Source organism: Paenibacillus sp. FSL H8-0175 (assembly GCF_045040615.1).
GTDB lineage: Bacteria > Bacillota > Bacilli > Paenibacillales > Paenibacillaceae > Paenibacillus_AQ > Paenibacillus_AQ odorifer.
The window spans coordinates 1,421,828-1,436,214 of the sequence record NZ_CP150299.1 but is presented as its reverse complement, the minus strand read 5'-3'; the positions used below and the strand labels follow the sequence as shown (position 1 = coordinate 1,436,214).

The following is a 14,387-nucleotide window of genomic DNA, read 5'->3' as shown; positions in this document are numbered from 1 at the left end:
CGCTACACCTCTTTCACTGCAAAAGCTCCCGCAGCAATAACATCGCCAGCTTCTGTTGTAAGGATCACTTTCACAAAGCAATCGTCCGCTGCAAAATCAAAAATCACGACACTATCGACCTCTATTGGCTTATGAAATTTCATATCATATTGAGTGATCCACTGTGTAGGGTGCTCAGCAATATACAAAGATTGGGCTAATCCCATAAGATACATCCCATGTGCGATGGGTCGCTCCAAACCAGCCTTGGCTGCGGCCTCTGCATCTAGATGTATAGGCGCCAAATCTTGGGAAGCAGCTGCATATTGCCGGATAGCCTCAGCTGTTATGCACTTTTTTATCATGATCATCACCTACCCGAATTAACACCGTTTCTGCGGTGACTATTAGCTTACCCTCACACCTACAAACCAGCGTATGTGTGTAAAAAGTCAGTTTACCCTGTCTGCCTTCTTTTTGCACCTCGCCCGTTAACGCTAATTCACAATCCAAAATCATCCCCGCCGTAATCGGAGCCTGATATGAAAATTTCTGAGTGCCGTGAAGCAAGGATTCACCGATGATTAACCAAGGAATATCGAAGTCTTGCCAGAAAATAATAGGCATCGTCGCAGGAGCGATCAGCTTTCCATTTATCGTCTGCACGGGTGCTTCAATACTCTGTGCATAGTCCGAAATCCATTCAGCAGTCATATGGATCTGATGTCGGACACTGTTCATTCTATAACCTCCACGAGTGTTGCCAGACCTATCCCACCGCCGATTCCCAGAGTAGCAAGCCCTCGTTGGTAAGGGACATGTTGCATTTCAGCACATAAGCGAGTCATTAACATAGCCCCGGAAGCTCCGTATGGATGGCCTATTGCTAATGCCCCCCCGCCAAGATTGACCTTTTCCTGTGGAATTTGAAGCTCGTTCAGTGATGCCAATACTTGTGAAGCAAAAGCTTCGTTAAACTCTATGATATCTAAATCGGCAACGGTAAGCTTTTGGCGTTTTAACACCTTTTGCACAGCTGGTACAGGCCCCATACCCAAATAGTTCGGATCTACACCCGCAGCTTGCGCATCCACGACCCGCAAAATAGGGGTAAGCTTAAGCTGCTGGCATTTCTCACGAGACATCATTAATAGAAGCGCTGCGCCATCATTAATAGGACAAGCATTTCCAGCAGTGACGGTACCCTTTTCTTCAAAAATTGGCGGCAGCTTTTGCAGCTTGTCCAGACTCGTATTTGCCCGAGGACATTCGTCGGTGCTCACCCACTGCCCCTCTACCTGAAGAGGTACTATCTCCTGCTGAAACCGGTCACTTTGCTGAGCATGAACCGCCTTTTGATGGCTTTTTAAGGCATATTGATCCTGCTCTTCTCGAGAAATCCCGTATTTCCTAGCTACATTCTCTGCAGCAATTCCCATATCCGGATCACCGTAAGAGCTAGGCGTAAAATGTGCACGGGTATACAGCTGTGGAACCCCCATTAACGTCTGTGGTTTAGCCATTTTCCATGGAGCACGGCTCGTACTTTCGACACCACCTGCTAAATAAATCTCACCAGCGCCGCTTTGAATCAGTCTTGCTGCTATATTAATTGCCTCTAGCCCAGATCCGCACTGACGATCCACGGTGACGCCCGGAACCGAAACAGGCAGCCCCGCTTCAAGCGCAGCTACCCGGGCAATATTACCTCCTGGGCCCACAACATTCCCAATAATGACATCATCGATCAGTTCTTTAGGCAAGTTCGTTTCGGCTACAATATGCTGAATAAGCGGCGCCAGTAATGCCTCCGGCTCAAGTGTACTTAATAAGCCACCCATTCTGCCAACCGGTGTACGTTTTGCCATGACAATTACTGCTTCTATCATATCATCGCTCTTTTCACATAGTCTTTCATCGCTTGCCGGGCAATTTTGCCACTGCTTGTATAGATAAATTCATCCAGGGTTAGCAGCTGCTTCGGCGCTTTGTAGCTCGCTAAATACTGGCGGCAATAATTCTTAATTTCTTCGACAGATAAGTGCTGTTCTCCGCTCCACTTCACGAGAGCTATCAGCTGTTCTCCCCAGTAATCGTCAGGCACGCCAAGCACCATCACTTCATCTATTTCCGGAAGAAACTCCAGCACCCTCTCTATTTCTTCCGGATAAACGTTCAGCCCTCCGGATATGATTTTATTCTTCAAACGTCCCGCCATATATAAATAACCAGCTTCATCCTGATAAACATAGTCTTCTAAAACAAGCCATCCCTCTCTAAAAGCTGCTGCTGTCTCATTCGGCAATTGATGGTAGCCTAAAAATATCATATCACTACGCACATATAGCTGCCCAATCTCCCCAGGAGGGACTTCCCGGAACTGGTCATCACGAATGGAAATTTGCACCCCGGGATAAGGTTTGCCTACAGAGGTCGGATTATGCTCGGTCAGAACATCCAAATAACTAATATAGCTCGCTTCTGAAGAACCGTAGGATTCATAAAGCCGCGCTCCACCAAACACTTCCATGCCCCTTTTCTTGGACAACTCCGACCACTTTGCACCTGAGCTAATCATCGCATCAATCTGTATCTGCCCAGGTACAGCCTGCTGCATCATGGATTCGATCATTGTTGGTACGACGAACAGCACCACGCCCGCAATTTGCTGGCACAACTCTAACACCTGCGTGGCACTAAATTTTTGTGTGATATGAAAGGTTGCTCCACCATATAGACTCTGCATTACGGCGAATAAGGATAGGGAATGCACAAATGGACCTGGTGCCAAAACATCCTTCATAGCGTCCAATTCAAAAGCAATATTCGAGACCTCAAAGCTTTTTAACCATGATAAATGGGTACGCATATAACCTTTGGGCAATCCGGTTGTGCCTGACGTAAAGCCAATAAATAATAATTCATTCGTCTCATCCAACTCAGCCTCCGGCTTCAGGGCAGCCAGCCACTGATCATAGGAACCTGTTCGTTCATTTGAGAAGGTCAATGTTTGGATCATTTGATCCTTGAAGGTCAGATTCTTTGCGGCTTCCGGCTCGGCAAAAATCATTGTCGGCTGGCACTGCTCTATAATAACCTGCAGTTCATTAGCACTCCACTTGGGATCTAAGGGAATGGGAACACAGCCCGCATAAATCGCCCCCAAAAAAACCTCAACAAATTCAATACGATTCGTAGATAAAATCGCGATTTTGTCATGCCTCAGACCCTTTTGCTGTAAGCCATTCGCGATTCTCCGCATCGTTTTTACTAATGTGGCATAGGTATGACTTGCTTGGTCATGGGTTAAGGCAATGCTGTCGGGCTGCTGTGCTGCATGACGCAGTATAGGAACTACTAGATTCATCCTAGATCACACCTGTTCGTATTTTCTGTGACTACCGATTATATACATTCTCTTCAATCGGACTGCCCCGCAAGTCCAGCCCAAACTAAAGGATATGTGATAAGCGCCATCGCCGGCGCTCCTGTTAAACTAACCCGCTAGAATTGCTACGATAGCTTATTTTAGCTTTATATTATTTTTATGTACACATCTTTCATGTAACTATTAAGTCCATCTTACAACGAAAAAACAGCCAGCACGCATCGATTATGATCGGTACGCGCTGGCTGTATTGTTGTTTAGTCCTTCTTTTGAACGGATGATGGTGAACCCTCTTCAGCAAAAGTAAAGGTTCGGGCGATATATAAGATAGGTGTGCTTACTGCGGTTAGTAAGAACTTCGCTAGATAAGTCGTAAGCAAAATTTCAAGCCATACATTCCAGTCATACAAGCCCGCAAACGCAATGGTACAGAAAATAAGTGTATCCACAAAGGAGCTAATCATCGTACTACCGTTGGAACGAATCCACAGCTGACTTGAGGTGCTGTAATATTTCCGAATCCAAGAGTACAACCGAACATCTAGGAACTGACTAATGAAGTAAGCAGTAAGACTACCCAAAGCTAGTCGAGGCATCAGCCCAAAAATCGTCTCCAAAGAAGACTGAGCGATATCGGTCTCCTGCGGCTTAAATACTAGTACCATCTGCATAATGACTGTAGTCATAAGCAAGGTGAAGAAACCAAACCAGACCGCTTTACGTGCTTCCGCTCTTCCGTACTTCTCATTAAGTAAATCGCTGGTCATATATAAAGTGACATACATCGTATTTCCGAGTGTCATCACAATATCAAATGGCATAGCAATCGTCTTAGCTACCTGAATGTTAGCAATTACAGTAGCAATACCTACCCAGGCGTACATTCCACTTTTCCCGAACAAGCGGTAACAGAGTAGAAAAAAAGCAAAATTGACAATAACAAATAAAACTCCCCACAGCAAATTAAACATATTACTGAAATTCCTCCTAGTTTTGTTTACGCGGGATGGTTACGAACCGCGGCTTACAATATTAAATTTTCGGAACAAAACATTAATACTCTATCACAATAGCGCTTAACAATCCATAAAAATAATATTTTTATATGAAATTGGTAGTTCCATTTCTTTTTTTTCGCCAATTATCTAAAATAGTCAGCAATAATTCATTTTTTTCAGAAAAAAATGCTCTATAGGACAAAACTTTCACTATTCATCCAGAGGTTAATTCTATAGAATAGTATCAAACACCTTATTCCCGATCCATTTAGTAGAAATATGACATAACTATGGAATATATCTCGGGTCGCCAATTTCCAGCAGTTGGCATGGAGTATCTAGTGAAGACCAAAAAAGAAATGACCTCACCGTCCATAAAAAAAGGAGAGAACGATATGTTTCGTATCAAGCATTCGATCAGTCGCAAATTTACGCGTTTATTATTTGTTGTTCTGTTGCTCACGTCTCTTTTGTTAAGCACCAGCTTCTATTTTATCTCTATCAGTATCTTCAACAGCTATGTTATGCCGCAGATTAACAAAATCCTTACTGCCGCTGCTCAGGACGTATATAAGAATCTCAACGTAATGCACGCCCAGCAAACCCTAAATAAGAACGATCAGTCTGCCACCAATCTCGAGTTCTATTTTCAGGAAAAGAGGAAACAACATGGAGTGGAAACCATTTTTCTGGTCAATCTGAAAGGGAAAGAAGCTGAGATTCTATCCGCAGATCACGATGCAAAATTGCAACGGGCAGAAAGTGTCACCGTATCCTCTGCAATGCAACAAGCCTCTAAAGGAAAAACTGGACTAAGCGATACATATAGCGACGCACATGGTATACATAAAACAGCTTATATCGGTATTCCCGGAAGTACGATGGTTATCGGTGTAAGCAGTGACGTAAGCTTCATTCAAGAAAAAACAGACAGTATTCTATGGACAAGTGCCGGAATCACACTTCTGACGTTGATCATCGGCCTAACTGGTGCATGGTTCATGAGTGTGCGTATAACACGTCCAATCTCAAAACTGGCAGCTTATAGTGCCCGGCTCGCAGAGGGAGATTTCACCGAAGAATTATCAGTTAAAGGAAATGACGAAGTTGCACAGTTGTCCGTAAGCTTCCAAGCGATGACCCAACGCCTGAAAGAAATGATTGGACATGTACTGGTAACCTCTAATACTGTCGTTGCGGATTCCAACTCTTTAAAAGAACGTGTTGAGGTTCTCAATGATATGGCGGAACACTCCAGCTCATCGGTAGTAGAAATCGGCAAAGGTAGTACGACTATCGCTAGCAGTGCATCAGATAACTCGAGAGCAATGGAAGAAATCAATTTAGGCATTCAAAGTATTGCCTCAGCAGCGAATGAAGTCACGGAGCAAATCAGTGAGGCTTCCGCTGAAGCAAGTGGCGGTAATGAAATTGCTCAAAGCGCTGTGCTGCAAATGCGCCAGGTTGAACGTGCTTCCCTACAGTCGCTGGATCAATTACAAATCATGAATGAGCGTTCAGTAATGATCGGAGAAGTCGTTCACAGTATTACTGAAATTACGAAACAGATCCAAATGCTGTCGCTGAATGCTTCAATTGAAGCTGCACGCGCAGGAGAGCATGGACGCGGCTTTGCTGTTGTTGCAGGAGAAGTACGCAAGCTGTCTGAACAATCCCGTAACGCAAACGAACAGATCCGTGACTTCCTACTTGGGCTTCAAGAAGATATGAGTCGCTCCGTTACCGAGATGAACCACGTGAATTCTGAGGTTGCCTCTGGAGTCGGCAAAGTAGCAGAAGCAGGTGATGCCTTTAATCACCTCCTGATTCTTATCCAAAGCATCAATCACAGCATCCAATCCGTATCTGCGGCTACACAGCAAATCTCAGCAAGTACAGAAGAAGTCAGTGCTTCCGTCGAAGAAACTGCACAAATTACATCAAGATCGCAAGAAAGTGCGGACACACTCGCTGCTAACTCAGAGCGGCAGCGCGTCGAACTGGAAGGCCATGCAGAAACCGTTAAACATCTGTATGAGCAAGCCAAGAAACTCCAAGAAGCTGTGCAGCAATTTAAGATTTAACGCTTGTAAATTAAAACCCCCGTTCACACGAAAGTGTTGAACGGGGGTTTTTAGTTTGCGATGGCTCGCTAGCGCTTGCGGAGGTCTCGCTTAGACTTGGGGGCATGTGCTAGGCTTGCGCGGAACCTCGATTAGACTTGGCTACATGCGCTAGGCTTGCGCGAAGCTCTCACTTAGACTCGGCACGTCATTTGCCGTTGGCTTGCGCGATAATCTCGCTTAGACTCGGCGCGTCATTTGCCGTTGGCTTGCGCAATCCTCTCGTTTAGACTCAGCACGCCATTTGCTGCTGGCTTGCGCGATACTCTCGTTTAGACTCGGCGCGTCATTTGCCGTTGGCTTGCGCAATCCTCTCGTTTAGACTCAGCACGCCATTTGCTGCTGGCTTGCGGACTCAGATGCCGCTATTACTCGAAAAACTGCCATTTGGAGACTTTTTCGGACTCGAGAGACGCTATTGCCTCATAATCAACCCAGACTCAGCCTATTTCGCTCAAATAGCGCCTCTGGTGTCCGAAAACGCTCCAAATTAACCCTTTTATCACAAATAAGGTCTCCTGAGTCCGGAGCCAAGTTACCTACAGCAAATTACTCAAAGTTCATCCGTGGCACTACCAACAGCAAATTACTCAAAGTTCATCCGTCGATGCTACTTACTGCAAATTACTCAAAGTTCATCCGTGGATGCTACCTACTGCAAATTACTCAAAGTTCATCCGTCGATGCTACTTACTGCAAATTACTCAAAGTTCCTCCGTCGATGCTACCTACTGCAAATTACTCAAAGTTCATCCGTCGATGCTACTTACTGCAAATTACTCAAAGTTCCTCCGTCGATGCTACCTACAGCAATAGACTCGGCTACATGCGCTAGCTTGCGCGAAGCTCTCACTTAGACTCAGCACGCCATTTGCTGCTGGCTTGCGGACTCAGATGCCGCTATTACTCGAAAAACTGCCATTCGGAGACTTTTTCGGACTCGAGAGACGCTATTGCCTCATAATCAACCCAGACTCAGCCTATTTTGTTCAAATAGCGCCTCTGATGTCCGAAAACGCTCCAAATTAACCCTTTTATCGCAAATAAGGTCTCCTGAGTCCGGAGCCAAGTTACTCACTTAGTAAAAACTAGGTTACTCAGCTTTCATTCCGCTTTTATGGCTAAGCAAACCTCACTCAACCTAGTGCCGCGGTGCCCAGAGGATAACCGATACACCGATCACACAAATAACAGCTCCGACCCAGTCGTATACGTCTGGTGTCTTCTTGTCTACAAGCCATCCCCATAAGACCGCGAGTACGATAAACACCCCGCCGTAAGCCGCATACACTCTACCGAAGGAAGGGAATTTCTGCAACGTAGGGATAATCCCATACGCTATCAGAATCAAAGACCCCACTAAACCGTACCAAAGTGGCCGTGATTCTCTCAACCATAACCATACTAAATATCCGCCACCGATCTCAGCAAGCCCAGCAATTATAAACAGCAGAATGGCAAATAACATGTCATCCCTCTTCCCTATCTATCTCATAAAAACGCAAAGGTTGCTCACAACAAATTGTACTCAAGGTTCACCCGTAGAGCTCCTACAACAAACCACTCAAGGTTCACCCATGGAGCTACCTATGCAAATTACTCAAGATCCACCCTTAGAGCTACCTATAGCAAACTACTCAATGTTCACCCAGGGAGCTACCTACAGCAAATTACTCAAGGTTCATCCGTAGTACCACCTACACCAAATTACTCAAGATTCCCCCGTGGAGCTCACATTAAATTGTGCTGGAGCAGCAATAACACTAGCAGCAGTACAACCTCCAGCAGCTCGTTCAGCGCGCCGTACACGTCGCCGGTGAGCCCGCCGAGCCGGCTGCTGATCCGCCGCGCAGCCGCGGTGCCGCAGGCCAAGGCCGCGACCGGCAGCAGCAGAGCTGCCGCCAGATGCAGCGGCCACGCGGCTAAGCCAGCGCCGAGCGCCAGTGGCGCAGCGGCGGCGGCCAGCGAGAGCAGCGTGGCGACTGCCAGCGCGCGCCGCTCATGCGAGGAAGCTAGGCCGGCGAAGTTCGCGGCCAGCCCCTCGTCTCCACGGGCAATGGGATAACGCACCATTGCCCGCACCATATACCAGCGGCTCCAGACCGCTGGTACCAAGAGCAGCGGCAGCTCGTAGTAGGCGAAGCCTTCGATTAGAGCTGCCAACAAAGATGCTTTAAACAGCAGGAGCAGCACGCAGGCGAGTACGCCCATCGCACCCACACGGCTGTCCTTCATAATCTCCAGGGCTCGCTCCCGTGGCCGATAGCTGAGCAGACCATCCGCGCTGTCCATCCAGCCATCAAGATGCAACCCGCCAGTGAGACCTACCCACAGCATCAGAGTGAGCACAGCTGCTGGCCAAGCAGGTAAAAGCAATCCCGTCAGGGCTGCTCCAGCAGCTACACACAGCCCAATTGCTGCGCCTACCATGGGATAGAAGATTACACTCCGTCGCAGCAGTTCAGGAGAGAATCCCGGATCACCTTTTACAGGAAATCGGGATAAGAACTGAAAGGCAGCTACCGCCGCATCCCTACGCTCCCTCATAAACGATACTCCCTGCTCTTCAGCTCAATCGGAATTCCAACAGTTACTAGAAAGACCTGTTCGCATTGCCGAGCGATCAGGGCGTTCATTCGTCCCGCCAGATCACGATACAATCGGCCAAGCGCATACTCCGGAACAATCCCGTCGCCAACCTCATTAGTGACCAGAATAAGCGTGCCTTGAAAAGAACGCACACTGTCTTCAAGCCTTGTTATTTCACTCTCAACAAGCTCTTGTCTATTTTCAAAACCTTCCACAGCCAATAATGCATTGGATAACCATAAGGTTAAACAATCTACGAGCACCGCTTTTTCACCCGATAATCGCTTTAGCAGATCTGGTAAATCATACGGTTCCTCAAGCGTCTCCCAAGCGTAACCACTTTCCATTCGTTGATGCTGATGCAGAGCAATCCGTTCCTTCATTTCGTCGTCAAAAGCCTGTCCGGTTGCTACATAGAAGGCCTGATCTGCCAGTGACTGTATCAGTTTTTCTGCAAAACCACTTTTCCCGCTACGTGCGCCTCCCGTTACAAGAATGCTCATCGTTGACCAGCTCCAGAGATGCCTGCACTTTCAAAGGTTGCCATTTCGCTCAAAATGCGGCAGATCGCCTCGATTAAATGAAGGCATAATACTCCCCCTGTTCCCTCACCCAATCGCAGACCGAGGTTAAGCAGCGGTTCAAGCCCAAGCTGCTCCAGCATTAACTTGTGTCCCCGTTCTCCTGATACATGAGACGCTATCATATAAGCGATGGATTCAGGTGCAAGAGCTTTTGCCACAAGCGCTGCCGCCCCCGAAATAAAGCCATCCAAAATGATAGGTGTCCGATTAGCAGCCGCACCAAGAATCAGTCCCGCCAAGCCAGCGATTTCCAGTCCGCCAACTTTAGATAATACATCCAACGGATCTGCTGAATTCGGCTGATTTACCTTTAAGGCGCGTTCCACCACTGCAATTTTATGTAGTAAACGTTCATCATCAATTCCCGTTCCTCGTCCCACAGCTACTTCAGGGGCTATTCCTTTGAGAGCACATAGAATGGCAGCACTAGCCGTAGTATTCCCAATGCCCATTTCGCCTGTTATAAAAATCTCCGTGCCGTTCTTAACCGCTTCCTGCGCGACTCTTATCCCAACAAGAAGAGCATTCATGGCATCCTCACGACTCATCGCAGGTCCCACAGCCATATTATCCGTCCCCCGGCGCACTTTACGATCAATCAGATCGACATGACTAAGATCGCCGTTTATGCCGACATCAACAAACTGTACCTCTGCCCCAGCTTGACGTGCCAATACATTCACAGCCGCTCCACCGCTGAGAAAGTTATGGGCCATCTGTAGCGTGACTTCCTGTGGAAATGCGCTAACCCCTTCGCAGCACACCCCATGATCAGCAGCCATCACAACAACTGTTCGTTTGGTGAAACTAGGCTGCTCCGTACCCGAAATTCCAGCGAGCTTAACGGCCAGAGGTTCCAATTGTCCCAAACTGCCCGGAGGTTTGGTCAGAATGTTCAGCCGATGCTCCGCCTTGAGGATGGACTGATCATCAGCCGGAATGATTTGTTTAATTACGTCTTGAATATCTGAAAGCATATAATTACGACCTCCTATTAAATGTATCCGTATAACCTATTCTATCTCATATTCGCAGAAAAGCCCCCATCTATGATAGAGGGGGACTTCTAGAATTACAACTTCACTTTCATAAAATCTTCGATTCTCTCCAGCGCCTCCGTCAATTTTTGTAAGGAAGCGGCATAGGAGCAGCGAATATAACCCTCTCCGCCTGCTCCAAACACATGACCGGGAACCGCAGCGACACCGACCTCCCTGAGCAGCTGCAAAGCGAAGTCTTCTGATTTCATTCCGGTGTGAGCGATGGAAGGAAAGGCATAAAATGCACCCGCAGGTTCATGGCAAGGTAGTCCTATGGATCGAAATCCACTAACCAGCAGCTTTCTCCGCTCATCGAAGCATTGCTTCATATGTTCCTTATGCTGCATTCCATTGCGCAATGATTCAATCGCAGCAATTTGACCGAGCACTGGGGCACACATCGCAGTGTATTGATGGATTTTTAGCATCGCAGCAATTAATTCTCGATCGCCACAAGCATAACCCACTCTCCAGCCAGTCATTGCAAAAGCTTTGGAGAAGCCGCTAATCACAATCGTCCTTTCCAGCATCCCGGGAAGAGAGGCGATGCTGACATGCTGACTGTCATACGTAAGCTCGGCATAAATTTCATCTGAAATGACCAGTAGGTTATTCTCTTTTACAATCTGTGCAATAGGCAGCCAATCTTCATAAGTCATTACTGCACCTGTAGGATTAGTCGGAAAATTCACCATAAGAAGCTTGGAACGCGGAGTAATCACCTTCCGTAACGCTTCAGCAGTAAGCTTAAACCCCTGCTCGGCCGATGATTCTACCTCCACCGTAACCCCCCCGTTTAAATGGGTAATCGGCGAATATGCGATATAGCTCGGAGAAGGGACGATAATCTCATCCCCAGGTGTAATGAAAGCTCGTAATGCCAAATCCACAGCCTCGCTGCTTCCCACCGTAACCATAATCTCATCGTTTGGCTCATAGCGAAGCTTGAAACTTGTGTGCAGATAAGAAGCGATCTCCTCTCTAAGCTCCAGTAAACCGGAATTTGGCGTATACATCGTTTCCCCATTATTCAAGGCCCGAATACAGGCAGCTCTTACATGCTCCGGTGTAACGAAATCCGGTTCCCCTACACCCAGCGATATAATATCCTGATTCCCCGTACTTAGGTCAAAAAAAGCCCGAATCCCCGAGGGTGCAATCTCCCGCACACGTGGAGCAATCCATTCATTATGCATGACTGTACACCTCTTCTTTTGCACTCTTTTCTGTTAGGGAAAGGGAGATGATTTCGTCCAGCAGTCCGCTGAAGGTGTAGCCTGCCGCTTGCGCGCTTTTGGGTAAAAGACTGGCCTTCGTCATGCCTGGTAACGTATTCACCTCCAGCACATAAGGAATCCCCTCTTTAAGCAGCATATCAACCCGTGCATACACGCTACATTTTAGTGCTTTGTAACAGCTCAAGGCAGCCTCGCGTACCCGCTTATGCACCTCAGCAGGCAGTTCAATGACCCGTTCATCTGCTCCGCCTTCTTCATACTTAGCACTGTAATCGAACCACTCGGCATTTGCTGAGGTAATTCCCAGAATAGGCAGCAGCTCTCCGTTTAGAATAGAACAGGTGATTTCTTGGCCTTGAATGTAGCTTTCAATCAAAATCGACTGATCACAGGCAAAAGCCTTCTGCACTGCGCACAACAGCTCCTCACTGCTGCTCACTTTTTCCATTCCGATACTCGAGCCGCCTGAACATGGCTTCACCATAACAGGATATCCGAGCCGTTCCACCGCTTCAGCCGAATAATCCTTCATGCTGTCCCAGCATAGCCAATCTGCTGTATTGACGCCTGCGCAGCGCATAAGCTTTTTGGAGAGATCTTTATCCATGCAAATGCTGCTAGACAAAACCCCGCTGCCCGTATACGGAATCCCCATCGTCTCCAGCGTTCCCTGAACCGTACCATCCTCGCCGTAAGCTCCATGAAGTGCAAGCAGTGCGATATCGATCCCCTTTGCCTGCTCAATAAGCTCCTCACGCTTGGTGATCACAATTGGAATAATTTCATATTTATTGGGGTCTAGATTCTTCAATATTTCTCTACCGCTATTCATGGATACCTCATATTCTGAGGATACCCCGCCCATAATTACGCCTACCTTCATCTCAAGCACCTCTTTATCCCATTAGTTGTCGAGCTGTTCTGCCAATAATCTCGATCCCCTTGCGGATATCCTCATCCGTCACTCTGGAGAAACCGATCCGTATCGTATTTTGCCCTTTACCGTCTGTGAAGAATATATCTCCTGCTGTAAAAATAACCCCTTGCTCATGACAGGCCGCCAACAGCGTCCTTGTATTAAAGCCCTCCGCGAAGGTTACAAAAAGATGTAGGCCACCGTCCCCTGACAGCGCCGTATAAGGAATAAAATCCTTGCAGCATTGCAGGGTTAATTCATACTTTCGTTTGTATTCTGCTCTGGCTTTTTTCAAATACTTCTCTAAATGACCACCCAATAAATACTGATACAAAATGGATTGATCCAGCGTCGAGGTGTGAATGGTACGTGCGCGCTTGACGCTTTCGAGGGAATTGATCAACTCCTGATCCGCCAGCACCCAACCTACACGTAGTCCCGGAAATAATACCTTGGAGAAGCTGCCGAGATAAATCACGCTGTTGCCGCTGCCTGCTGCTGCGATAAGTGGAGCCACATGTGAGCCCGAATATCGTAATTCCTCGTTAAAACCATCCTCAATCACCGGGACTTGGTAGCAATTCATCAGCTTCATTAGCCGCTGTCTTTTCTCTGGAGACATTACAATTCCGGTTGGATTATGATAAGAAGGGACGAAGTATGCACAGTCAAAAGCTTGCTGTTGCAATGCTTTCTCCAGCTCCGCCAAATCAATCCCATCACGCTCCATCGAAATCCCGGTGATCTCAAAACCGTTCAGCTTCAAATTTTTGATCGCTGTATGATGCGTCGGATTCTCACAAATGACCGAACCATTTTTTTTACTCAGAGCAGACAATACAATATCGAATCCCTCAGTAAAACCATTGGTGATCAATATATCCTTGCCCTTCATTTCAACGCCCTTGTGCTCCATATACTGCTTCAAATAGTCTATTAAAGGCTTATACCCTTTGGCATAGCCGTAATTTAGCAGAACGTTGCCTTCTACCGACATCCGATCCATAAAGGATCGCTTCACATTATCCAGATCAAAAAGACTCTCATCAGGCGCTATGCTGGTGAAGGAGATCGTCCCCTTCTCCGCTCGAATCCCGCGCTTCATGATATCCAGTTCCTCCGCCAGCACCGCGTGATCATTAAGACGTGACTTCCAGTCCATCGTCCAGGAAGAGATCGTTTCACTGCCGGGCGGCGTAGCTGCAACATAACTTCCTTGCCCTTGCACGGCATAAGCAAAGCCATCGTCCTCAAGCCCTGTATAAGCAGAGATTACGGAGTTGCGGCTAACCTTAAGCAATGTGCTGAGCTCTCGTGTGGAGGGCAGCTTTTGATTGCCTTGCAGACCGCCTTTTATGATTAAGTGCTTCATATAGTCTTTAATTTGTATATACACCGGCCGTCCGGCTATGAGCTTAAAATCCTTAAACATCTCTCAATCGCCCCCATGACTATCATGGCACAATCACTCGCTTAAAAAAAGAACCACAGCCATGGGATTTTAATCCGGCTGTGGTTCTATGAGAGGACAA

At 47.2% G+C, this 14,387-nt stretch carries 13 protein-coding genes and 1 riboswitch; of the genes, 1 reads left to right on the top strand and 12 read right to left on the bottom strand.

Annotated elements, in window-relative coordinates:
- Window positions 1–2 precede the first annotated feature (2 nt).
- From MHH46_RS06270 to MHH46_RS06250, 5 genes are all read right to left on the bottom strand, one after another.
- A complete protein-coding gene (locus MHH46_RS06270) occupies window positions 3–344 on the bottom strand; it encodes a MaoC family dehydratase (RefSeq protein WP_052096837.1) in 342 nt (113 codons plus the stop codon).
- Entirely contained in the window at window positions 319–720 is a 402-nt protein-coding gene (locus MHH46_RS06265; protein ID WP_076193024.1) for a MaoC family dehydratase N-terminal domain-containing protein, read from the bottom strand. Before MHH46_RS06265 ends, MHH46_RS06270 begins: the two co-directional genes overlap by 26 nt.
- Window positions 717–1,868: a thiolase family protein gene (locus MHH46_RS06260; protein ID WP_076128121.1), complete on the bottom strand. Its 1,152-nt coding sequence runs from the start codon at window positions 1,866–1,868 to the stop codon at window positions 717–719. Before MHH46_RS06260 ends, MHH46_RS06265 begins: the two co-directional genes overlap by 4 nt.
- Window positions 1,865–3,346, bottom strand: a complete 1,482-nt coding sequence (locus tag MHH46_RS06255; RefSeq protein ID WP_076193026.1) for an AMP-binding protein — start codon at window positions 3,344–3,346, stop codon at window positions 1,865–1,867. The genes MHH46_RS06260 and MHH46_RS06255 overlap by 4 nt, the downstream gene beginning before the upstream one ends.
- 278 nt (window positions 3,347–3,624) lie before the next feature.
- Entirely contained in the window at window positions 3,625–4,338 is a 714-nt protein-coding gene (locus MHH46_RS06250) for a queuosine precursor transporter (RefSeq protein ID WP_076128125.1), read from the bottom strand.
- A gap of 10 nt (window positions 4,339–4,348) precedes the next feature.
- Window positions 4,349–4,394, bottom strand: a riboswitch (PreQ1 riboswitch).
- Window positions 4,395–4,655: 261 nt separating this feature from the next.
- Between MHH46_RS06250 and MHH46_RS06245 the strand changes: the two genes are divergently transcribed.
- Window positions 4,656–6,449: a methyl-accepting chemotaxis protein gene (locus MHH46_RS06245; protein WP_256716523.1), complete on the top strand. Its 1,794-nt coding sequence runs from the start codon at window positions 4,656–4,658 to the stop codon at window positions 6,447–6,449.
- A gap of 1,180 nt (window positions 6,450–7,629) precedes the next feature.
- Here the strand turns inward: MHH46_RS06245 and MHH46_RS06240 are convergent.
- The 7 genes from MHH46_RS06240 to MHH46_RS06210 form a co-directional block, all read right to left on the bottom strand.
- On the bottom strand, window positions 7,630–7,956 hold the full coding sequence (locus tag MHH46_RS06240; RefSeq protein WP_076128128.1) for a YnfA family protein: 327 nt from the start codon (window positions 7,954–7,956) through the stop codon (window positions 7,630–7,632).
- 263 nt (window positions 7,957–8,219) lie between these two features.
- Window positions 8,220–9,035 carry an adenosylcobinamide-GDP ribazoletransferase gene (gene cobS, locus MHH46_RS06235; protein ID WP_076194762.1) on the bottom strand — a complete coding sequence of 272 codons (816 nt, stop codon included), beginning with the start codon at window positions 9,033–9,035 and terminating at the stop codon, window positions 8,220–8,222.
- On the bottom strand, window positions 9,032–9,580 hold the full coding sequence (cobU, locus tag MHH46_RS06230) for a bifunctional adenosylcobinamide kinase/adenosylcobinamide-phosphate guanylyltransferase (RefSeq protein WP_076137512.1): 549 nt from the start codon (window positions 9,578–9,580) through the stop codon (window positions 9,032–9,034). Before cobU ends, cobS begins: the two co-directional genes overlap by 4 nt.
- Window positions 9,577–10,638 (bottom strand): nicotinate-nucleotide--dimethylbenzimidazole phosphoribosyltransferase, encoded by a 1,062-nt coding sequence (cobT, locus tag MHH46_RS06225; RefSeq protein WP_076104822.1) that lies wholly within the window; start codon window positions 10,636–10,638, stop codon window positions 9,577–9,579. The genes cobU and cobT overlap by 4 nt, the downstream gene beginning before the upstream one ends.
- Window positions 10,639–10,733: 95 nt before the next feature.
- Entirely contained in the window at window positions 10,734–11,897 is a 1,164-nt protein-coding gene (locus MHH46_RS06220) for an aminotransferase class I/II-fold pyridoxal phosphate-dependent enzyme (RefSeq protein WP_036681793.1), read from the bottom strand.
- Window positions 11,890–12,822: a D-alanine--D-alanine ligase gene (locus MHH46_RS06215; RefSeq protein ID WP_076194760.1), complete on the bottom strand. Its 933-nt coding sequence runs from the start codon at window positions 12,820–12,822 to the stop codon at window positions 11,890–11,892. The genes MHH46_RS06220 and MHH46_RS06215 overlap by 8 nt, the downstream gene beginning before the upstream one ends.
- A 13-nt stretch (window positions 12,823–12,835) precedes the next feature.
- Complete coding sequence (locus tag MHH46_RS06210; RefSeq protein ID WP_076194758.1) at window positions 12,836–14,287, bottom strand: PLP-dependent aminotransferase family protein; 1,452 nt, start codon at window positions 14,285–14,287, stop codon at window positions 12,836–12,838.
- Window positions 14,288–14,387 lie beyond the last annotated feature (100 nt).